Origin of the sequence: Oligoflexus sp., assembly GCF_035712445.1 — a bacterium.
GTDB lineage: Bacteria > Bdellovibrionota_B > Oligoflexia > Oligoflexales > Oligoflexaceae > Oligoflexus.
In genome coordinates, this window is record NZ_DASTAT010000076.1 from 44,495 (window position 1) to 64,828 (window position 20,334).

Genomic DNA, 20,334 nt, shown 5'->3' on the forward strand with positions numbered 1-20,334 from the left:
CGGGGCTCCTTTCAGGGGGAAGCTGGTGTTTCGGGCATGGACTCTTTCACAGGGGCTTTGCCCACGCTTTGCAGGAGTTTCAAAAAGCTTTCGCTGCTTTCCGTTTCGGCGATGATTTCGAGGCTTCTCTGCAGATCCTCGGGGGTCAGATCCTTTTCGCTCAAAAGCTTTTTCACCGTCTTCTGCACATATTCCGGGGAATTCGGCCGCGAGGCCGCCATCATGAAAAAGCTCGCGGCCTGGGCCGGTTGCTTCATCTGAAAGTATTCGACATAACCCTGGGTCATGGGAAGACGCCAGCTGGTGGGAAAGGCCTTGAGTCCGGCCAGGTTTATCTCCTGGCAGTATTCCGGCTTTTTAAAATCCTGCATCATCACGATGCACGCGAGCATATAGGTCGTCTCGAGCCGCGGATGATGGCGGATCACGCTCCGGATCTGCCGCATCATGCCCTCGTGATCATTGCCTTTACGCGGATCGACCAGTGTCTGCAGGAGCCAGATATTGATGAAATTGTCATAGATTCCCTTGTGCCCCAGCGTCAGCACACCGATCAATCCCGAGGAAAACTGCGACAGCGGCGGTGGAGCAAAGATATCATACTCGGCTCGCAGGGTTTTCAGACGCTGATCATTGGTTTTCACGAGGATGGTGATAAAAGCCAGGGAAGCCAACAAAGGAACTATCAGGGATCGGAATCGAAGCAGCACAGGGGCGACCCTCCACAAACGCTATCCGGACCCAGAACGCAGCAAAGCCGGTGCATGCACCGGCCCTGAACGAATTACATGCCGCGAGCCGCAGCACCGCGCAGCATCGCTTCCAGTACTTTTTGCACCAGAATGACGATCGCGAGCAGCCCCATGGGAGCCCAATCAAAAGGTCCAGGAATGCGGGATGTCAGGCGGCGCAGGGGCCGATACATCGGCTCGGTGATATTATAGATCATCTGGACGATCGGATGACTCCGATCACCAACCCAGCTGACAATAACCGAAGCAATGACCAGCAGCTGTATCATCTGCGCAAACATCGAAACAACTGCTGCCAAACCGTCCAACAATGCAGCACCCATCAGGGCCCTCCTCTTTTCCATAACGAATATGCTAGACCTGCCTCGTGAAACATGCAAGCCCATCAGCTGCCTGTCAAGCCATTGTGTTTCAAAAGGGCGTCTGGCTTAGGGGGACGGCCCCGGAACCTTGTGAAGACGTCCATGGGGTGCTGACTGCCGCCCAGCGCCAGAACGGTTTCCCGGAAATCACGACCGACCCGGGCTATCGTTTTTTCGTCCAGGCCTTCCTCTTCAAAGCGGCTGAAGGCATCCGCGCTCAAAACCTCGGCCCATTTGTAGCTGTAATAGCCGGCTGCGTATGAACCTGCGAAGATATGCTCGAAGGTGCAGAGCGAGCGATCCTCGGCAATCGGCTGGATGGCGCAGACTTTCTGAGCAATACGCCGGCTCACTTCCTCGACGGGAACCTTGCCGTCCGGGTCAAAGCGATGATGCAGCTCCATATCATTCATGGCGAAATGCAGCTGACGGACCATCAGGTTTGCAGCATTGAAGGTCCGGGCTTCGTAGATCTTGCGGAAAAGATCATCCGGAAGGGATTCCCCGGTTTGAATGTGCCTCGTCAGATTCTTGATCACGTTTCTCTGATAGCACCAGTTTTCCATGAACTGACTGGGAAGTTCGACAGCATCCCATTCGATCCCGTTGATGCCCGCGACTTCCAGTTCGTTGACGCGAGTCAGCATATGCTGAAGGCCATGGCCGAACTCATGGAAAAGGGTTTCCACTTCATCAAAGCTGAGGAGCGAAGGGGTATTGCCAACCGGAGGCGTGCCGTTGCACACGAGGTAAGCCACAGGCAGAATGGTTTTGCCGTCATGCTGGCCGCGATCGAGGCAGGAATCCATCCAGGCCCCGCCGCGTTTTTCGGCTGGCCGCGAATAGGGATCGAGATAGAATCCGGCGATTTTTTGATTCTTATCATCGAAGACATCATAGAACGAAACATCGGGATGCCAGCGCGGGAAATTATCCGTGCGGGCCACGACCTTGATGCCAAAGAGAGTATGAAGCAGTTCGAAAAGACCGTTCAGAACGCGCGGCAAGGGGAAGTAAGGCCGCAGTTCGTCATCGGTGAAGTCAAATTTCTTCTGGCGCATTTTTTCGAGGTAGAAGTAAACATCCCAGTTCTGAAGATCACCCTTCAGACCGAGTGTCTGGGCGAAGTCCCGCAGTTCATTCAGTTCCTCATGAGCCTTATGCGTCGACACCTTGGCGAGATCCGCGAGCAGGCGATCGACCGAGGGAACATCACCGGCCATCTTCATGGCGAGACTGACTTCCGCATAGGTCTGATAGCCGAGCAAGCGGGACTGCTCCCGACGGAGGCGCAGAATATCGTAAATATTCTTCGTATTATCGAAGGTTCCCGATGAGGCGCGGCTGATATAGGCGCGATAGAGTTTTTCGCGCAGAGCCCTGGATTCCCCGTATTTCAGGAAGGGAATATAGCTCGGGAAATCGAGCGTCACGCGCCAGGGTCCACCTTCCGCGGTCGCCTTTTCACCGGGACGGCTGGCCTGATAGCTTTCCGCCCACATCCCAAGGAAGTTCTGCGGAATGCCCGCGAGATCTTTTTTATCCTTGATGATGAGTTCGAATTCCTTGGTCGCATCCAGGACGTTATTGGAATAGGTCGTCTGCAGCTGCGAAAGCTTCTGACTGATTTCGTTGAAGCGTTCCTGGGCGGCGCCTTCCAGCTCGATGCCGGAGAGTTTGGCGTTCAGAATCAGATGCTCGACGATTCTTTTCTGCGCTCCAGACAGCGATGCGAAGGACGCCTGATCCTTCATCTTTTTCAGACCGAAATAAACCGCCCGGCTTTGCGAAAGACGCAGCGAAAAGCTGACGATCTGCGGCAGGCTCGCTTCATAAGCTTCGCGCAGCTCGGGGGAATTCTTCACACCGATCAGATGCTGAATCGGGCTCCAGGTGTTGTGGAGTTCGCGGCGAATCGTTTCCAAAGGTACGAGCAGTTTATTCCACTCGGGCTCCGGATTTTTTTCCAGCTTCTGCAGGAGCGACTCGCAGCGCTCCAGCACGTGATCCACAGCTGGTCTTACATGGTCTGGTTTTATTTTATCAAATTGGGGAAGGCCACTATTCCCGATCAGGGGATTTTCATGCACCATCTCTTCTGTCCTCTGTTAGTCGTGCGCTCAGCCTGTATGAGCATTTCAGAATAACAGAGGCAGAAGAGAAGAGCGATGCTCAGACTTGACGTGGGCCAAGAATAGCGGTTCCGATACGAACCAGATTCGAACCGGCACGAATGGAAAGTCCCAGATCGCCTGACATGCCAAGAGAGAGTTGCCCGTCCCCGACCTGATCGGCGAGCATGCGGAGTTCCTGATAGAGAGGCGGAACCTCGGGGGTATCGTCATCCTGATAGTGGCTGGGCGGGATGGCCATCAGCCCGCGGATGTGCAGATCAGGGTTGGCTTTCAAGGTGGCAGCAAGACTCAGGACCTCGCTCATCGGACAACCATGCTTGCCCTCTTCCTGGTCGGCGTTCACCTCGATCCAGATCGGATAGGGTGCCTTCCCGAAATCCCGTGCAGCCCGTGAAATCTGCTCGGCGTGTTTCAGCGAACCCACGGTCTGGATTTCGCTGGACACGCTGACGATCTTGCGGATTTTATTGGATTGAAGGTGGCCGATGAAAACCCAACGGATCGGAAGGTCTTTCAGGGCCTCGCTTTTTAGGGCGAGTTCCTGGGCGTAATTCTCGCCGAACGAAGTCTGGCCCCAGGAAAAAAGTGTGCGGAGTGGGTCGGGGCCGTGGCCCTTGCTGACCACCAAAAGCGTGGGGGCGCCGCGGGAGCCCGCGTGCTCACGGATTTGGCTGCACACCTGGTGATAGCGATGCTCCAGTTCCTTCTTTGCTTGGGATTCCATCCGGCTGTTTCCTCGTGCCCTCTTTTTCCATGAGGCCCGAGGCGGCGGCAGGCGTGGGCGGAGCGGCTTCGGGCTGATTCATGATATCGCCTGTTTCGGCTGGAGGTGCAAGCTCTTGCTTGGACGCAGGCATCTCGACCTCGTTCGGCAGGGGGCCGGGCGAGCGATGCTGAGGAACATTCGGAATGGAAGGGGTTTGACGGCTGAGCGGGACGAAGGTTGATTCCTGCTGAACCTCGTACTGAGGGGCCTCGATATAAACATTGCCCCGAGCGTCAATGCGGATATTGACCTGCTCAAGGGTCTGATTTTTTGCGGACGAGATGTCAACGCCATTCAGATAAATGACACGGGCAGTGCTGCTGGACACAGGGAGTGGCTGGCCAATTCCAGCCAGAAGCAGCAGGCATGGTCCCATCGCGCTCATGAAAGCCTCCCTTGCAGGGCTGCGGAGCCTTGCGTATGCTGTTTGATACGGAGAACGTTGAAGACGGTCCCCTATAGAATTTATCATGTTCCGCCAGGTAAAAAATGATCAGCGGACGCTGAGGAGAGGTGAAGCCGATGCAAAGAGAGATTCTCAAGAAACAGTGGAGCAAAGGTCTGCAGATTCTGGCCCTGGGTTTGGGGCTGGCAGCCTGTTCTCCCAGTTTTGAAGGCACCTATAACGATCCCGCCGAGGCGGAAATCGTCGATGATAAATGGAGCGAGACGGACGCCCGTAAGACTGCGACTTCATTGATTTCTCAGATTCTGAGCAAGCCCTGGCTGACCGAATACGTGGCCAAGCACAACGGTCAGAAACCCATTGTGATCGTCGATGAGATTGCCAATCGGACCGATGAACACATTGATACCAAGGCTTTGACAGAATTTATGCAGGATGAGCTGATCAATTCCGGCAAAGTGCGCTTTCTGAATGCTGAAAAGCGCAAGCAGATCCTGGAAGAGATCAAATATCAAAACTCCGGCACCACCGAAGCCAAAACCCGCAAGACCCTTGGCAAACAGATCGGCGCTGACTTCATGCTGAGCGGCGCGATCTCCAATTCGGTGCATAGCCAGGATAAAGGCGGCCTGAAAACCGTGACCTATCAGACGGCTCTGAATTTCACCGACCTTGAGACCACGGAAGTCGTTTGGAGTGGCAAGGAACTGATCAAAAAACGCTTTAAAAGGTCAGGTGCAGGGCTTTGATAAAATTTCTGCGGCATCCCGGACTCGCCTGCGGACTCTTTTTTCTTCTAGCCGCATGCGCGTCCTATACGGATGACATTAAAATGGTGCAGACCTCGTTTCGCTCGGGGCAGTACGGGGAGGCTTTGCAAAAGCTGGAAGCATCCCCGCTGAAGGAGCAGACGCGCAATCGGCTTTTGTACCTGCTGGAAAAAGCGATGATCCTGGATCGCCAGGGTCAAAGGGATGATGCCCGTAAGCTTCTTTTGAAAGCCGATCGCATCGTCGATGAGCTTTACACGACGAGTGTCAGCAAGGCTGCGGCCACCTTTGTCTTCAATGATGCCGCCCAGGATTATCCGGGCGAGGACTATGAAAAGGTCGCCATCCACACGATGCTGGCCCATTCCTTCATCGAGGATGGGGACCTGAAGTCAGCGCGCGTGGAAGCGGCCCGGATCAATACCCGCTTGAATGAGATCAACGGTTTTTACGAAGAGAATAAGAACCGCTATAAAGAGGATGCCTACGCCCGCTATCTGGCCGGCATCATCTACGAAGCTCTGGGCGAGGATGATTCCGCGATCGTGGATTACCGCGCGGCGCTGAAGATTTATGAAGGTGATTACAGCAAAATCTTTGCGACCCGCGCCCCGGATCATCTGGTGGTGGCCCTCTATCGCCTTTTGGTGAAGCGCGGTCGCGGGGATGAGGCCAAGGAGCTGAAGAGGAACTACCAGCTGCAGGGTCAAAAGCTCGATACCAAGGAATCCCTGGGCGAGATCGTGGTCCTGCATGAGCTCGGCGAGATCGCGAGCAAGGAAAAATCGGAGTTTGTCTATCCCATCGGTTCGGAAATCGTGCGCTTTTCGTTTCCCGTGATTCGGCGCGTGAAAAGCAGTTACGGCCGGACGGGTGTGCAGATCAATTCCGATGGTTCCGAGCCTGCGGACCTTGCGCAGAACTTTGATATGATCGCCCGGGAAACGCTGGAAGACAGGCGTGGCCGGATCATAGCCAAGTCCCTCGCGCGCCTTGTGCTGAAGAGTCAGATGACGCAGAAGGCGCAAAAGGAATTCGGGGCGATCGGCTGGCTGGCGGGGAATATCTACGGAGCCGTGACAGAAACTGCGGATACACGCAGCTGGACTCTTCTGCCTGCGGCCATCAAAGTCACACGCCTTCAGGTGAAACCTGGGAATTACGATCTGACCATTTTCAATGATGGGAAGACATCGCGGGTGCGGAAGGTTTCGATCAAGGCTGGTGAGGTTCAGATTATTCGGGATTATTAAGGCAAAAAGAGGGGCCTCGTGAGAACGAAGCCCCTCTTTTTTTCAGAAGGCCTTAGCGACCGCGACCGCGGACCGCATGAACCCAGTTCTGATTATCCATCGTATTGCGAAGATCCCGCATCGCTTTCACCGATTGGATGCGCTGCTCCGCAATCACATTCGAGGCCGCGTTGGTGGTGATCTGCTGCTCATCCGCCTGCTTATAGATCGCCAGCAGCGTATCGTAGATGCCGCTGGCCTTCTTCTTGGCGATTTCAGCATCATAGCCGCAGAGTTCCTGATAGACGTTGATCACGCCGCCGGCGTTGATCACATAGTCAGGCGCATAGAGAATGCCGCGTTCCTTCAGCATCGCACCGTGAACGCGTTCATCCAGCAGCTGGTTGTTCGCGGCACCGGCAATGATGGGCGCTTTGATTTCAGGAATGGTTTGATCATTCAGGAAACCGCCGAGCGCGCAGGGTGCGAAGACGTCGACGTTCAGCTTATGAATCTCATGCAGCTGAGCCGCTTCCGCCCCGTAGAGCTTGACGTTGGCTTTGACTTTTTCCGGATCAATGTCAGCCGCGTAAATCTTCGCGCCGTCATTCACAAGGTATTCGATCAGGTGCGAGCCGACTGCGCCCACGCCTTGAATCGCAACGGTCACGCCTTTGAGGCTGTCTTTGTTCAGCTTATATTTCACCGAGGCTTTGATGCCCTGATAAACGCCCCAGGCTGTGACAGGGGATGGATCACCCGATCCGCCCGCGCGCGAACTCACGCCCGTGACGTAAGCGGTTTCAAGGGCCACCTGCTCGATGTCGCTCACGCGGATGTTCACATCTTCCGCTGTGATGTAACGACCGCCGAGACTATCCACAAAGCGTCCGAAGGTCCGGAACAGCGCTTCGCTTTTCAATTTTTTCGGATCGCCGATGATCACCGACTTGCCGCCGCCGAGATTCAAACCCGACACAGCATTTTTATAGGTCATACCCCGGGACAGACGCAGCACATCGCGCAGCGCTTCCTCTTCGGACTTGTAATCCCACATACGGCAACCACCAAGAGCGGGCCCCAGGGTGGTATCGTGAATGGCGATAATCGCCTTCAGCCCTGTAGTTTTGTCATGGCAGAAGACAACCTGTTCGTGACCCATGGTGGTTAGATCTTCAAAAATAGCCATCCTATCCTTCCTTTTTGTCCTGGGTATGATTTGCAGCTCAAATCAGCCTACGCGGGTACATGAGCACCAAGAAATACTGGAATGGTTTGAAAATAGCAAGCAAGCCAAAGCCCTTGAAAATAAGGCGTAAAGCTCATGATGTAAGCTTCGCTCACCGCGTTTGGAGTGGGTTTTAACGCATCTGTTCTTGTCTTGTTTGACTTATTAAGTTAGTACCAGATTTCCGTGGACAGGGCCGTTTGACAAGTGAAAAATCCCTGACCCAGGCAGGACAAGAAAGGTAAAACATGACGCAGTTTGATGTCATTGTGATAGGCGGAGGCCACGCCGGTTGTGAAGCCGCTTTGGCGGCGGCACGCATGGGCCGTAAGACTCTTTTGGTGACTCAGGTTGTGGATCGCATTGCCGCCATGTCCTGCAACCCCGCGATTGGCGGGACCGCCAAGGGTCATCTGGTCAAGGAAATCGACGCGCTCGGCGGACAGATGGGCAAGGCCATCGATGCGACCGGGATCCAGTACCGGATTCTGAACCGCAAGAAAGGTCCAGCCATTTGGTCGTCACGCGCGCAGGCGGACATGGACCTCTACCGCCGCTACATGAAGCACACTCTGGAGAATACGCCTCATCTGCACATTCGTCAGGACAGTGTTGAGGGACTTTTAATTGACAACGACAGTCAAGCGCCTTCCGTGGTTGGCGTTGAGACGCGTCTTTTTGGTAAGTTTCATAGCCGAACCGTTGTGATCACGACGGGCACTTTTTTGAACGGCCTGATCCATATCGGGAATCAAAAAATTTCTGCGGGACGCGCAGGTGACGCGCCTTCCGTGGGTCTGGCCGAAGCCATTCGTCATTTCGGCTTCCGCGTGGGCCGCCTGAAAACCGGGACCACACCCCGTCTTGATGGCAAGACGATCGACTGGTCGGTGTGCGAGGCGCAGCATTCGGATGAAGACATCATCCCCTTCAGTTTCTCGACCAAGGCGATCACCCAGCCTTTGATCCCGATGCATATCACCTACACGAACCCGCGGACCCATGATGTGATCCGCAAGTATCTGAGCGAGTCGCCGCTTTACAGTGGTGAAATCGTGGGCATCGGTCCGCGCTACTGCCCTTCGATCGAAGACAAGGTTGTGAAGTTTGCCGACCGCCAGGAGCATCAGATTTTCCTGGAGCCGCAGGGTTATGATACCTGCGAAGTGTATCCGAACGGTCTGTCCACCTCGCTGCCGCTCCGGGCCCAGCTGGAATTCGTGCGGACGGTGCGGGGTCTTGAAAATGCGGAGATCATCCGCCCCGGTTACGCGATCGAGTATGATTTCGTAGACCCGACGGAATTGAAAGCGACGCTTGAAACGAAGAAACTCAGCGGACTTTTCCTGGCAGGCCAGATCAATGGCACGACCGGATATGAAGAAGCCGCCGCCCAGGGTCTGATGGCCGGCATCAACGCCGCGCTGAAGGCAGGGGATCGGGAAGGCCTTATTTTAAGCCGTTCCGAAGCCTATATCGGGGTTCTGGTGGATGACCTTGTCACCAAGGGAACGCAGGAACCGTACCGCATGTTCACCTCGCGCGCGGAGCATCGCCTTTTCCTGCGGGAAGACAATGCCGACCTGCGCCTGACCAATATCGGCCGGACCATTGGCCTTGTGCAGGACGATGATTATTCGGGCTTCGTCACGCGTCAGAAATCTTTGGAGGAACTGTCCGAGCTGGTCAAGAGCACGACCATCGGGCCTTATCAGTTGCCGGCCGAGATGCTGGATGCCAAGGACAATATTGGAACGCGTCTGGATGCGATCCTGCGCAAACCCAAGGTTTCCATCTTCGATCTTCTGCCGCATGTGCCCATGCTGCAGAACTATGATCGTGCGGTTCTGCGCCGCCTGGAAATCGAAATTAAATACGAAGGCTATATCGATCGGGAACGCCGCGCGATTCGCAGCTCGGAGCAGCTGGAGCGCGTGAAGATTCCCGCCGAGTTCGCCTTTGAAAGTGTCTCGGGACTGAGCCGTGAAGTCGTGGAGAAACTGAAAAAACACCGTCCGCATAACCTGGGTCAGGCGTCGCGGATTTCCGGTTTGACACCGGCGGCCATTCAGATTCTGCACGTTCATATCACGATGTAAGTGATCAGGTCCGAAAACCGCCAGTGCTCCGTCCACGGCTGTCGTAGGATGCGCTCATGAGAACGAGAGACGAACATAATTTTCGAAAAATCATCGAACGCCGGGACCCACGCTACGACGGACGCTTCTACTGGGGCGTGATCACGACCAGGATCTACTGCCGTCCCATCTGCCCGGCGCGTCCCAAACCCGAAAACATACGCATCTTCAAAAGCTCCACGGAAGCGGAAAAGGCCGGATTTCGGCCCTGCCTCCGCTGTCGTCCGGACCTTGCGCCCGGCAGTCAACGCTGGGAAGGAACAGGCGTCTCAGTAGCGCGGGCTCTGCGCCTCATGGATGAGCGGGCGGGCGAGGCGCTTTCTGTTGCCGACCTTGCGGAAAGCCTCGGCATGAGTGAACGGCATCTGCGGCGTCTTTTTCTGGAGCATCTGGGGGCATCACCCGTTGCTATCATGGGGCATCGACGCCTGCATCTTGCAAGGCAGCTGATCGTGGAAACGCAGCTGCCGCTGACAGAGATTGCGTTTGCGGCTGGTTTTCAATCCATAAGACGATTCAACGAGGCGTTTCAGGAGCTTTATCAACGGCCGCCGTCAGCGTTTCGCAAGGGTATTGCCGAGGATTCCAATGCGGGACTGCGGCTGCGTTTGTCCGTGCGTCCTCCTTATGATTGGGTCACGATCCTCGGCTTTCTGCGGCGTCATCAAACCTATGGCGTGGAGCGAGTGGATGAGACGTCCTATGCTCGCTATGTGCCAGCAGGGAAGCAAAAGCCCGGGCAGCTGTCCGTGACCTTTGCCAAGGAGGCTCTGGAGGTTGAGTTTCATCATATTCAACTCACAGCGCTGCGTCCTTTGATGGCGCGACTGCGGCATCTTTTTGATGCCGATCACAATCCCGAGGATCTGCCGCGAAATGTAGCACGGGTGCCGCTGGGCATTCGTATTCCTGGTTCCTTTGATCCTTTTGAAACCGCGGTCTCGATCATCCTGAGTCAGCTCGTATCCGCAGCGCAGGCCCGGCAGCTGATGCAGAGGCTGGTCGTGGCCCACGGACATCGACTGGCAGATGATGAGATTTTTGCTTTCCCAGCACCTGAGGTACTCAGGAATGCAGGAATGGAGAACCTGGGTCTGACCCGGCAGAAGGCCGAGGCCATCCGGGAGTTATCGCGATTACTGTCGGGAGGAACGCTGCAGTTATCGCGAACAGCTGATCTATCTGCCATGCGGAAGAGGCTGGCGGGCATTCCGGGCGTTGGGCCCTGGACCGTGGAGTTGATAGCCATGCGCTGCCTGGGAGATGCCGATGCCTTTCCGCGCAAGGATCTTATCGTGCAGCGTCTCGGGACTCCGGATGAAGATCAGTGGCTTTCCCAGCGGTCCTATCTCACACAATTGATCTGGCGGGATTATGCGCGGACAGAAGGTTTACGATGAACAGTTTGTTGATCTGGCGGGATTATGCGCAGTCAGGAGGTTTACGATGAACAGTTTACAGCTGGCTATCAGCAGCAGTTTAGGCCCTCTTTATCTTGTGGCGTCGGACGAGGGATTGACCGGAGTCTATTGGGATGAACAGAATGTGCCTTATTTGAAGGACCAGAGCCCAGGGGATGCCGGCAGCCACCTCCTGATGGCAGCCGAACAAATTCAGGCTTATTTGAACGGCGAACGAAAGGACTTCGATGTACCCCTGGCGATAAAGGGCACCCGCTTTCAGCAGGAAGTTTGGAATGAGCTGCGCCGCATCCCTTATGGGCAAACGATATCCTACAGTGAGCTCGCAAATCGGGTCAAAAGGCCAAAGGCCTTTCGTGCGGTTGGTTCGGCCAACGGCAGGAATCCCCTGTGCCTCATCATTCCGTGCCACCGCGTGATTGCCTCGAACGCCAGTCTGGGCGGCTATTCCGGGGGACTCGACCGCAAACGACGGCTTTTGGACCTTGAATCACTTTAAGTCCTCGTCCTGATTGAGCGAATTTTAAAGACGGTTTATCCGACTCAGAAAGTAAAAGACCACTATTCACCTGGTACGTGATCACCTTGAAATAAAATTTGGCCGCTCGACCAGTTTTAGCCACCTCATCAGTTGCGCGAGGGGCGGGGCTTTGCTATCGCTTGGTGGTCTTAAGCTTTTCTAATAGAAGGATACCTCTATGAGGCACGAACTTTCGAATCCGATTTCGGGATGGATGCTACGCATTTCCCTGCCCTTGGCGATCCTGCTTTGCCAAAACAACGCGATGGCACAAAGTCCTGGAACAGCTGTTGAAAAAACTCCTGATGCCAGTGCTGTGAAAGAAAGCGATTCCAGGAAGAAAGAAAAGAAAGAAGAGCGTGTGGAAGTCGTCGGTTCGCGCCTGAAGCGGGTCGATGTGGAAACGGCAGCTCCGGTTGTCGTTGTGGAAAAAGAACAGATTGAAAAATCCGGTGCCGCCAGCGTTGGTGATTTCTTCCGGAAATCCGCCGCGACCAGCCCCACAGGTAACTTTGCGGGCGGCAGCCGTTACGTATCCTCGGGTGCAGCGACCATCGACCTTCTGGGTATCGGTGCGGCGCGGACTCTCGTTCTTTTGAACGGTCGTCGTATTCCTACTCTTCCCGGCCTAGGTTCGGTGAACGTCGATAACATCCCAACCGGCGTGATCGAACGCATCGAAGTCCTCGCCGGGGGTGCCTCTGCCGTTTACGGTGCGGATGCCGTCGGTGGTGTGGTCAACATCATCACGAAAAAAGAATTCCGCGGTTCGGAAGTTTCGCTCTTTGCGAACGTGCCTCAGGATGCGGGTGGAACCGAACGTTCCGCAAGCGCTTCGACCGGCATTTCGATTGGTGATGACACCAACCTCATCCTTTCGCTCGGTGGACGTCAGCGCGATCCGATCGACAAACGCAAGCGGGATCTTTCCTTTGCCAATGATCCGGCGTTCCTTTACACCAACGCCGCCGCACCGATCGGAACCTATTCCTATCGTCCTTTGACTGTGGTGGGTGATAAGGTGACTCGTGGCGCGATGCGTGCGAGCGACAACTGTCCTCTCGAATATCGTCAGACCATCAGTCCCAGTACTCCCAACGATTTTTACTGCACCGGACTGCGCTCCAGTCTGCCGGCAGAGCTGACACCGAAGAAAGAGGAATTCTTTGGTTCGGTCATATTGAATAGCGCCCTCAGCTCCGATTGGAGCATGAACGGTATTCTGACTTACAGCGACAGTAAAAACACCTCGAATTCCGGTCGCGCCAACTACACCTCGACCGACCCTGTGACGAACGCGCCTGTGATCCTGACTGCGGACAAGGCTCGCTCCCTCGGCCTCGCGCTGGAAGGGTCGCCTGACTTTGTTCAGCTTTATGCGCCGGTCGCGGAATCGCAGGATCGCCTTCAGGTGAACCACTATAAAAACTCGGTAGCCGCAGCCAAGGTCGAAGGCCAGGTGCTGGGTGGATGGCGTCTGCAAACCGGGCTTTCCTACACATCGAGCCAGGTGGAACGAACCGGCAAGAAGTACCGCAACTCGGAAGCCCTTCATAATCTTTATTTCAATGAATCCGGCCTTGGTCTGGTCAAAGGCGCCGATCCGAAGTTCATTCCGATCGATCCGAACCGTAATTCGGCTGAATTCGGCACCATCTTCGCTGATTTGAAAGCTGAGGAATTCAGCGACAATACCACCTGGGACGCCTTCATCGACCGTCAGCTTTTCGAACTGCCTGGCGGCCCCCTGGCTTTCAGTATCGGTGTCCAGGTTTCTCAGGAAACCTTCAAACAGACTCCTGATCCACGAGATATCGGCGTGAATAGCGCGAACCTCGCGCTCTATGCCGGTACCTATTCGAACCGCGGTGAAGGCGAGCGGACATCGCGCGCTGTTGCCACCGAATTCGCAGCCCCAGTGACCAAGTCCATTGATGTCGAAGGCGCTCTGCGCTTTGACAACTTCAGCGACTTCGGCGACGCTGTGAACTACGGCCTTGGCACCAAGGTGAAAGTTGTTCCAGGCGTGGCTCTGCGCGGCCGTTACGCGACCAGCTTCAAAGCGCCGAACCTTGATTACATTCATCAGGAAGGCGGCGGCGGTTACTTCAACCTGATCGACGAAAAATGGTGCCAGGTGGAGAAGGACAACGGTCGTCCGTGTTCCACTCCTGTTCACCAGGTCTATGTCGATGCTGTTGGCAACAAGGACCTGGATCCCGAGCAAGGCACCAACTATTCGGCCGGTCTGATCCTTGAGCCCATCGAAGGCCTGACCTTGGTGTCCGATTATCATGCCATCAATCTCAAGAAGACGTTTGGCAATGACGATTTCCAGAGCATCGTGGAAACATGGTATGCAGAAAACGGCAACGGCGCGAACACTCAAGGCGGCACAGTCTTCGGTGCCAACGACGTGCGCGTGAACGCAGACGGCGTCATCACCAGTCTTGGTGTGCCAACCCGGAACATGGGCCGCACCGAAGTTCGCGCATTGATGTCGGAAGCCAACTATCGGCAGTCTCTCGGTCGTTTCAACTTCAACGTGGGAACTGAGTATGCGCGCATGCTGTCCTTCAAAGAAGCGGATAACGAAGAGACCCCGCTCCGTCAGAAGGTTGGTTATATCGGCTACCCACGCTGGAGATGGAACAACCAGATCGGCGCTGGCTTCGGTGACAGCTCGCTTACACTCTTCGGCCGTACGATCGCACGTATGACCACCGATCCTGAGCTGGCCTCGCAGTATAGCCGTGACGCCAAAGTCAGCCCTTACACTGAGTTTGATGCAGCCTTTGCCACGACCATCGGCAACACGGGTCTGCAGCTGGGTGTGAACAACGTCCTTAACACCATCGGCGGTGTTTACGACGGTAACGCGTCCCGTACGGAAGATGTGGCTTCGCAGTCGCTCTACTCGTATGTCGGCCGCAGTTACTTCGCTCGTTTGACTCAAAGCTTCTAAGTTAAAATCCTTCAGTTACAATTCATGGGGCCCATGGTTTTCGAACCATGGGTTTTTTTCTTGGGCGCTGCTTCGCCGGACTTGCGGCCTCGGGGGCCTTTTGCCAGAGTAGGGACTGGAATAGTCCATGCCGTTTTTGCTCTTGCTCAGGAGGTCTTCATGTCCGTTGAAACCAGAGTGACCGTTAGCGGTGCCTCATCAGGCTTTGTGCAGGATGTTCAGATGGGTCGGCATCGACTCACCACCGATGAGCCCGTGTCCCAGGGTGGTACCGATCTGGGACCTGCGCCCTATGATCTTCTGCTGGCGAGTCTCGGCAGCTGCACGTCCATGACCGTTTCGATGTATGCCCGGCGGAAAAACTGGCCCTTGGAATCGGTGCGCGTCGAGCTGCGGCATTCCAAGGTCAAGGTTGGCGAACCCGTGGCCGAAGGCGGAAAGGTTCCGGAAAAGGATCAGATTGAACGCGAGATTCACCTGGTCGGGCCTCTTACCGCAGAGCAGCATGAACGCCTGCTGGATATTGCCAACAAGTGTCCCGTGCATCGAACCCTGAAATCCGAGATTTTGATCCACACGCGCCTTGTGTGAAAGGAGTTCACCATGAGTTGGATGCCCACGCGCGAACCGGAATGTGATGTCATGGCCGAGGACGGAATCGAGATGCTGATTCAGCCGCGTTTGCGGGACCTCGGAGGTTTTTCCGTGTCCCGGATTCTGCCGGCCATCGGACGCAAGACCGTCGGTCCTTTTATCTTCTTTGATCATATGCCACCGCGCGATGTCCCGCCGGGCGAAGGCATGAATGTCAGGCCGCATCCACATATTGCGCTGGCCACGGTCACCTATCTTTTTGAAGGCGAATTCGTCCATCGCGATAGCCTTGGCTCGCTGGAAATGGTGCGACCGGGTGATATCAACTGGATGACGGCCGGACGCGGCATTGTGCATTCGGAGCGGACTCATCCCGAGCGCCTTAAGACCGGCGGACGTTCGCATGGCATTCAACTTTGGGTGGCTTTGCCCAAGGAGCATGAAGAGACCGAACCCGCCTTTCATCATCATGACAAGGACGAGCTGCCGCGCGTCACAGGTCCTGGCTTTACGGTCCGTGTTCTGATTGGCGAGGCCTATGGACAGAAATCGCCTGTGAAAATTTTCTCGCCCATGTTTTATTGCGATGTTCAGGCCGAGGTCGGAGCCTCGCTGGAGCTTCCCCACGAGTATGCCGAGCGCGCTCTTTACCTCCTCTCCGGAACGATCCGTCACGGCGGAAAAGTTTTTGATCACCCGCAGATGATCATCTTTAAAAAAGACTGCCCCATCAGGCTTCATGTGGAGAGTGAAGCCCGCTTTGTGCTGCTCGGCGGCGCGGCGCTTGATGGTCCCCGGGTGATCTGGTGGAATTTCATATCCAGCTCCCAGGCCCGGATTGATCAGGCCAAAAAAGACTGGCAGGAAGGCCGTTTCCCCCTGATTCCTGGGGATTCTGACGAATTCATTCCCCTTCCTGAATCCTAATCCATTGAAATTTTGGAAATTTTCAGCCTACCTCAAGGTAGGCTACCTTCCTACCGATAGGTTGTCTATCAGGGAAGGGGAACCCGTTATGTCTGCATCCAATAAACGCCGCGAAGCCATCGAAGAGGGAAGGAGTTTACTGCAAAAACTCGGCTTCAACGGCTTCAGCTTTCAGGATATCGCCGATCGCATCGGAATCAAAAAACCAAGTCTCTATGCTCATTTCGCTTCCAAAGAGGAACTTGGTCTGGAGATGATCGCGCACTACCGCCGTGATTTTGAACAATGGGCCGAGCGTCACAGGAATGATGCGATCCTGGATCAGATCGAAGGACTTTTTCGCATCTTCAATAAATTCGCCCGGGATCAAAACAAGATCTGCCCCATCACGGCTCTTTCCGCTGAGTATGAGACGCTGCCTTTATCCATGCGCAAGGCCCTTGGAGACATGGCTGCGTTTCAGGAAAAGTGGCTGCTGGACCTGATTCAGCGGGGCATGGACGCCGGACATTTCCGCTCCGATCTGGATCCGGCTCAGACGGCGCAAATGATTCAGTCCCTGGGATTTGGCATTCAACACCTTGCGCGTTTGCATCAGGACACGGATCGCATTCTGGCCGTGAAAGATCAAATCCGTCATCTTCTGGAAAGGAAAGTTCCATGAAAAATCTTCGCATGAGTTACATTGTTGGTGGCGTCCGCACGCCTTTTGTCAAATCCATGGGCGCATTCAATAACGTGGAACGCATCGAACTGATGATCGCGAGTCTGCAGGAATTAAGAAAGCGCTACAAACTGGATAAAATCATCCTGGGTGATGTGGCGCTCGGAGCGGTCATGAACAGTGCGGGGGATTGGAATCTGGCCCGTGAAGCCGTTCTTCGCGCCGGCTTTCATCCCCATACGCCGGCCTATAACATCCAGCGCGCCTGCGGCACCGGATTGGAAGCCATGGTTCAGATTGCCAACAAAATCGCCTTGGGACAGATGGAAACCGGGATCGCTGGCGGCGTGGATACCAACAGTGATCTGCCTTTGGAGCTGCAGCAGAGTCTTCAGAAATTCTTCCTGGGACTGCCGCAGGCGAAGACCTTGGTCGATAAACTCAAAACGGTGACAAGCCTAAGAGCTGATAGCTTCAAACCCCGAATTCCCGCTGTGGTCGAACCTCAAACCGGATTATCCATGGGTCAGCACACGGAACTCATGGTGAAGACCTGGGGCATCACCCGTGAGGCCCAGGATCGCCTCGCCTATGAAAGCCATCAGAAAGCTGCAAAAGCCAAAGCCGCAGGATTCTTTGATGATCTCATCGTACCGGTCGCGGGTGTGAAAGCCGACGGCATTTTACGGGCGGATACCACAATCGAAAAACTGGCGAAGCTTAAACCCGCCTTTGATAAAGTGAACGGAAGCCTGACAGCCGGTAACAGCACGGCTCTTACAGACGGAGCCTCTTCCGTTCTTTTGGCTTCAGAAGAAGCGCTGACGCGTTACGGCTGGAAAGCCCTCGCCCGTTTTGTGGATGCTGAAGCCGCAGCGATTGATTTCGTCGGTGGGGAAGGTCTTCTGATGGCACCGACGCTGGCCGTCAGTCGTCTTTTGGAACGCAATCAACTGAAGCTCCAGGACTTCGACTTTTATGAAATCCACGAAGCCTTTGCCGGTCAGGTTCTTTGCACTCTGAAAGCCTGGGAGGATGCCACCTACTGCCGCGATGTCCTGGGTCGCGCCGCACCACTCGGCAGCATTGATCCAGCAAAGATGAATGTCAACGGCAGCAGCCTTGCGGTTGGTCACCCGTTTGCCGCAACAGGCGGCCGCATTGTGGCCACGCTCGCGAAACTCCTTCATCAAAAAGGCAAGGGACGCGGTTTGATTTCCATCTGCACGGCGGGTGGCATGGGAGTGGCAGCTATTTTGGAAGCTTGAAATAAAGAGAGCCGGGGAATTTCTTCCCCGGCTTGAGGCATCACAGTCGTAGGCAAGGCATCATGTGAGACAGACTTAGAAGGAGTAGCCGACCGACGCGATGAATTCATTTTTCTGAAGGGTCACGTCCTTGAACTCAGCCTTTTGGGAAAGACCTGTGCCGATAGCCGATGCGGTCGAATCAATGGTTCCTTTAGCAAGAGTATCGCTGAAGCGGTAACCCAGGCTCAGGTTCACGTTCTCAGCCACATCAAAGCGTCCGCCGACACCCAGGTCATAGTTCAGAAGATCGGCGCTCTTCATTTTCAATTCGAAGCCATCTTCTTTCACGTCTTTGGGGTCAACCATGTGGTACGAAAGACCGCCAAGACCGTAGAGAGCGAAACCTTCCTGCTTATAGAAATCGAAGGTGGCGTTGGCGGCCACGGAAAGGTCACTGTACTCACCCTCATCCTTGTCGTCATAGTTCACGTAACCCACTCCACCGCCGAGACGCAGGGCATCATTCAGTTTGTACTGAAGGCTCACACCCACGCCTGGGGCTGTGACGGCCTTGGCATTGCCTTCGCTGTCTTCGGTCACCGTTTCACCGGTGATGGGATCTGTGGATTTGGTTTTGCCGGACTCCAGCTTGCCTTGTGAGCTGATCACTTCACCTTGAACTGTAAGGTCGGCACTATAACCCGAGGCAGCAAAAGCGAGAGCAAGAACGGACAGAGAGAGATTTGCGAGTTTCATGGAAGATCCTTTCTGGAATCATTCTTCGTTGCGTTGGTTGATGACGGATCTTTCATCGCGTCACGGATCTATGCTGAGCAAGAGCCGGTCCATCGCGGGATTCCAGAAATTTGGCATCAATATATAGAAATGCTGGCCGAATTGGACCAAAAATATATTCATTTTGGCATGTTTGGCCGAAGGGCCGTGTCTTTTCAAGTCGAATCTGTGTCCTGGAGGTTGTGTTCTGGAGCTGACAGTTTGCGGGGAATGGCACGATAGGGTAATGATGACGGGGCCTTGGCGGGCAAGGCCCCGGGATATCAGATGTAACCGGTTACACAGAGGTTTTCGGCAACCAAAAGAGCGCCTTTCGCGGCACCGGCTTTGGTGTTGTGCGAGAGGAGCACGTACTTCAATCCGCCGAGGGCTTTTTCTTCACGGATGCGGCCGATGTGGGTCGACATGCCACCATCCTGATCGCGGTCGATGCGCGGCTGGGGATGGAAGGGATCGTCGTGCACGGTGAAAAAGTTCTTCGGAGCCGACGGCAGATCGCCGAAGTCGGGTTTGTATTCCTTGAACGCGGCGATCGCGGCTTCGACGGTCGCAGGACGTTCGGTGGCAATGAACACCGTTTCGGTGTGACCATCGGTGACCGGAACGCGGGTACAGGTGCAGCTCACGGCGAAAGGAGCGGGAACGAAGCGATCGTCCTTCAGAGCGCCGAGGATTTTCTGCGTTTCGATCTGCACTTTTTCCTCTTCCTTGGGAATGTAAGGAACAAGGTTATCGAGCATATCAAGGGCCAGGACGCCCCCGTTACGACCGGCGCCGGAGGTCGCCTGCATCGAGGTCATGATCACGGTTTTCAGGCCGAAAGCTTTTTGCAGGGGCGCGAGCGTACAGGCCATGCCGTAGGTCGTACAGTTGGGAATGGGTACGATGAAACCTTTCCAGCCGCGTTTTTTCTGCTGCGCGCGGATCATGGAGGAATGCGAGGTGTTCACACCGGGAATCAAAAGGGGAACGTCATCTTCCATGCGGAAGGCGCTGGCGGTCGAGATCACGGGGACTTTTTTCGCATACAGCGGCTCAAGCTCTTTCGCGGCGTCTGAATCAATCGCCGTGAAAACGATGTCGATGCCATCGAGGTTCAGCTCGGGAGCCGACTCGATCATCATGTTGCGGAATTTTTCCGGAATGGGTTCCGGTTGCCACCAACCGATCTGGCCGTTCGGGGCCCGCAGCGCATCTTCATAGCGTTTGCCTGCGGAACGGGGCGAACCCGCGAAACGAACAACTTCAAACCAGGGATGATTGGCCAAAGCTGTGAGAAATTGTTGACCGGCGATACCCGTGGCGCCGACGACGGCGACTTTTTTTCTTATGCTCATCTTACGCTCCCCAAATCAAGAGGCCTTCTCAGGCGTCGGTAGTTCCCTGAATCAAGAGGCCCTTTCAAGGCT

At 55.1% G+C, this 20,334-nt stretch carries 18 protein-coding genes; 10 read left to right on the forward strand and 8 right to left on the reverse strand.

Features of this window, described 5'->3' with window-relative positions:
* Window positions 1-11: 11 nt before the first annotated feature.
* From VFO10_RS17335 to VFO10_RS17355, 5 genes are all read right to left on the reverse strand, one after another.
* The gene (locus tag VFO10_RS17335) at window positions 12-710 is read right to left on the reverse strand and encodes a hypothetical protein (protein ID WP_325142437.1); all 699 of its coding nucleotides are present in this window, start codon (window positions 708-710) and stop codon (window positions 12-14) included.
* Window positions 711-784: 74 nt separating this feature from the next.
* Window positions 785-1,075 (reverse strand): YggT family protein, encoded by a 291-nt coding sequence (locus tag VFO10_RS17340; RefSeq protein ID WP_325142439.1) that lies wholly within the window; start codon window positions 1,073-1,075, stop codon window positions 785-787.
* A gap of 62 nt (window positions 1,076-1,137) precedes the next feature.
* Entirely contained in the window at window positions 1,138-3,207 is a 2,070-nt protein-coding gene (locus VFO10_RS17345) for a M3 family metallopeptidase (RefSeq protein ID WP_325142441.1), read from the reverse strand.
* A 79-nt stretch (window positions 3,208-3,286) separates the two neighbouring features.
* Window positions 3,287-3,973, reverse strand: a complete 687-nt coding sequence (locus VFO10_RS17350; protein ID WP_325142443.1) for a YggS family pyridoxal phosphate-dependent enzyme — start codon at window positions 3,971-3,973, stop codon at window positions 3,287-3,289.
* On the reverse strand, window positions 3,909-4,400 hold the full coding sequence (locus tag VFO10_RS17355) for a hypothetical protein (protein ID WP_325142445.1): 492 nt from the start codon (window positions 4,398-4,400) through the stop codon (window positions 3,909-3,911). The genes VFO10_RS17350 and VFO10_RS17355 overlap by 65 nt, the downstream gene beginning before the upstream one ends.
* A 137-nt stretch (window positions 4,401-4,537) precedes the next feature.
* Here VFO10_RS17355 and lpoB point away from each other — a divergent pair, with 137 nt between their 5' ends.
* Window positions 4,538-5,170 (forward strand): penicillin-binding protein activator LpoB, encoded by a 633-nt coding sequence (lpoB, locus tag VFO10_RS17360; RefSeq protein WP_325142446.1) that lies wholly within the window; start codon window positions 4,538-4,540, stop codon window positions 5,168-5,170.
* Complete coding sequence (locus tag VFO10_RS17365; protein WP_325142448.1) at window positions 5,167-6,444, forward strand: hypothetical protein; 1,278 nt, start codon at window positions 5,167-5,169, stop codon at window positions 6,442-6,444. Before lpoB ends, VFO10_RS17365 begins: the two co-directional genes overlap by 4 nt.
* 52 nt (window positions 6,445-6,496) lie before the next feature.
* Here the strand turns inward: VFO10_RS17365 and VFO10_RS17370 are convergent, their stop codons facing one another.
* Complete coding sequence (locus VFO10_RS17370) at window positions 6,497-7,612, reverse strand: Glu/Leu/Phe/Val dehydrogenase dimerization domain-containing protein (RefSeq protein ID WP_325142450.1); 1,116 nt, start codon at window positions 7,610-7,612, stop codon at window positions 6,497-6,499.
* 287 nt (window positions 7,613-7,899) lie between these two features.
* Here VFO10_RS17370 and mnmG point away from each other — a divergent pair, with 287 nt between their 5' ends.
* From mnmG to VFO10_RS17410, 8 genes are all read left to right on the forward strand, one after another.
* Window positions 7,900-9,750, forward strand: coding sequence for a tRNA uridine-5-carboxymethylaminomethyl(34) synthesis enzyme MnmG (mnmG, locus tag VFO10_RS17375; protein ID WP_325142452.1), 1,851 nt, complete (start codon window positions 7,900-7,902; stop codon window positions 9,748-9,750).
* A 56-nt stretch (window positions 9,751-9,806) separates the two neighbouring features.
* Window positions 9,807-11,189, forward strand: a complete 1,383-nt coding sequence (locus tag VFO10_RS17380) for an Ada metal-binding domain-containing protein (protein WP_325142454.1) — start codon at window positions 9,807-9,809, stop codon at window positions 11,187-11,189.
* A 46-nt stretch (window positions 11,190-11,235) separates the two neighbouring features.
* The gene (locus VFO10_RS17385; RefSeq protein ID WP_325142455.1) at window positions 11,236-11,709 is read left to right on the forward strand and encodes a methylated-DNA--[protein]-cysteine S-methyltransferase; all 474 of its coding nucleotides are present in this window, start codon (window positions 11,236-11,238) and stop codon (window positions 11,707-11,709) included.
* A 199-nt stretch (window positions 11,710-11,908) separates the two neighbouring features.
* Window positions 11,909-14,695: a TonB-dependent receptor plug domain-containing protein gene (locus VFO10_RS17390; protein WP_325142457.1), complete on the forward strand. Its 2,787-nt coding sequence runs from the start codon at window positions 11,909-11,911 to the stop codon at window positions 14,693-14,695.
* A gap of 159 nt (window positions 14,696-14,854) precedes the next feature.
* A complete protein-coding gene (locus VFO10_RS17395; RefSeq protein ID WP_325142459.1) occupies window positions 14,855-15,286 on the forward strand; it encodes an OsmC family protein in 432 nt (143 codons plus the stop codon).
* A gap of 12 nt (window positions 15,287-15,298) precedes the next feature.
* Window positions 15,299-16,216 carry a pirin family protein gene (locus tag VFO10_RS17400; RefSeq protein WP_325142461.1) on the forward strand — a complete coding sequence of 306 codons (918 nt, stop codon included), beginning with the start codon at window positions 15,299-15,301 and terminating at the stop codon, window positions 16,214-16,216.
* A gap of 88 nt (window positions 16,217-16,304) precedes the next feature.
* Window positions 16,305-16,880: a TetR/AcrR family transcriptional regulator gene (locus tag VFO10_RS17405; protein ID WP_325142463.1), complete on the forward strand. Its 576-nt coding sequence runs from the start codon at window positions 16,305-16,307 to the stop codon at window positions 16,878-16,880.
* Entirely contained in the window at window positions 16,877-18,148 is a 1,272-nt protein-coding gene (locus VFO10_RS17410; RefSeq protein WP_325142465.1) for an acetyl-CoA C-acetyltransferase, read from the forward strand. The genes VFO10_RS17405 and VFO10_RS17410 overlap by 4 nt, the downstream gene beginning before the upstream one ends.
* 75 nt (window positions 18,149-18,223) lie before the next feature.
* On the opposite strand, the gene VFO10_RS17415 is transcribed toward VFO10_RS17410, so the two are convergent.
* Both VFO10_RS17415 and asd read right to left on the reverse strand, forming a co-directional pair.
* Window positions 18,224-18,886 (reverse strand): outer membrane protein, encoded by a 663-nt coding sequence (locus tag VFO10_RS17415; protein WP_325142467.1) that lies wholly within the window; start codon window positions 18,884-18,886, stop codon window positions 18,224-18,226.
* Window positions 18,887-19,188: 302 nt separating this feature from the next.
* Entirely contained in the window at window positions 19,189-20,262 is a 1,074-nt protein-coding gene (asd, locus tag VFO10_RS17420; RefSeq protein ID WP_325142469.1) for an aspartate-semialdehyde dehydrogenase, read from the reverse strand.
* Window positions 20,263-20,334 lie beyond the last annotated feature (72 nt).

Excerpts from the sequence above, each read along its gene's own strand:
- VFO10_RS17340 (WP_325142439.1), bottom strand. The coding sequence starts at position 1,075 with ATGGGTGCTGCATTGTTGGACGGTTTGGCAGCAGTTGTTTCGATGTTT.
- VFO10_RS17345 (WP_325142441.1), bottom strand. The coding sequence starts at position 3,207 with ATGGTGCATGAAAATCCCCTGATCGGGAATAGTGGCCTTCCCCAATTT.
- VFO10_RS17350 (WP_325142443.1), bottom strand. The coding sequence starts at position 3,973 with ATGGAATCCCAAGCAAAGAAGGAACTGGAGCATCGCTATCACCAGGTG.
- VFO10_RS17355 (WP_325142445.1), bottom strand. The coding sequence starts at position 4,400 with ATGAGCGCGATGGGACCATGCCTGCTGCTTCTGGCTGGAATTGGCCAG.
- lpoB (WP_325142446.1), top strand. The coding sequence starts at position 4,538 with ATGCAAAGAGAGATTCTCAAGAAACAGTGGAGCAAAGGTCTGCAGATT.
- VFO10_RS17370 (WP_325142450.1), bottom strand. The coding sequence starts at position 7,612 with ATGGCTATTTTTGAAGATCTAACCACCATGGGTCACGAACAGGTTGTC.
- mnmG (WP_325142452.1), top strand. The coding sequence starts at position 7,900 with ATGACGCAGTTTGATGTCATTGTGATAGGCGGAGGCCACGCCGGTTGT.
- VFO10_RS17380 (WP_325142454.1), top strand. The coding sequence starts at position 9,807 with ATGAGAACGAGAGACGAACATAATTTTCGAAAAATCATCGAACGCCGG.
- VFO10_RS17385 (WP_325142455.1), top strand. The coding sequence starts at position 11,236 with ATGAACAGTTTACAGCTGGCTATCAGCAGCAGTTTAGGCCCTCTTTAT.
- VFO10_RS17390 (WP_325142457.1), top strand. The coding sequence starts at position 11,909 with ATGAGGCACGAACTTTCGAATCCGATTTCGGGATGGATGCTACGCATT.
- VFO10_RS17395 (WP_325142459.1), top strand. The coding sequence starts at position 14,855 with ATGTCCGTTGAAACCAGAGTGACCGTTAGCGGTGCCTCATCAGGCTTT.
- VFO10_RS17400 (WP_325142461.1), top strand. The coding sequence starts at position 15,299 with ATGAGTTGGATGCCCACGCGCGAACCGGAATGTGATGTCATGGCCGAG.
- VFO10_RS17405 (WP_325142463.1), top strand. The coding sequence starts at position 16,305 with ATGTCTGCATCCAATAAACGCCGCGAAGCCATCGAAGAGGGAAGGAGT.
- VFO10_RS17410 (WP_325142465.1), top strand. The coding sequence starts at position 16,877 with ATGAAAAATCTTCGCATGAGTTACATTGTTGGTGGCGTCCGCACGCCT.
- VFO10_RS17415 (WP_325142467.1), bottom strand. The coding sequence starts at position 18,886 with ATGAAACTCGCAAATCTCTCTCTGTCCGTTCTTGCTCTCGCTTTTGCT.
- asd (WP_325142469.1), bottom strand. The coding sequence starts at position 20,262 with ATGAGCATAAGAAAAAAAGTCGCCGTCGTCGGCGCCACGGGTATCGCC.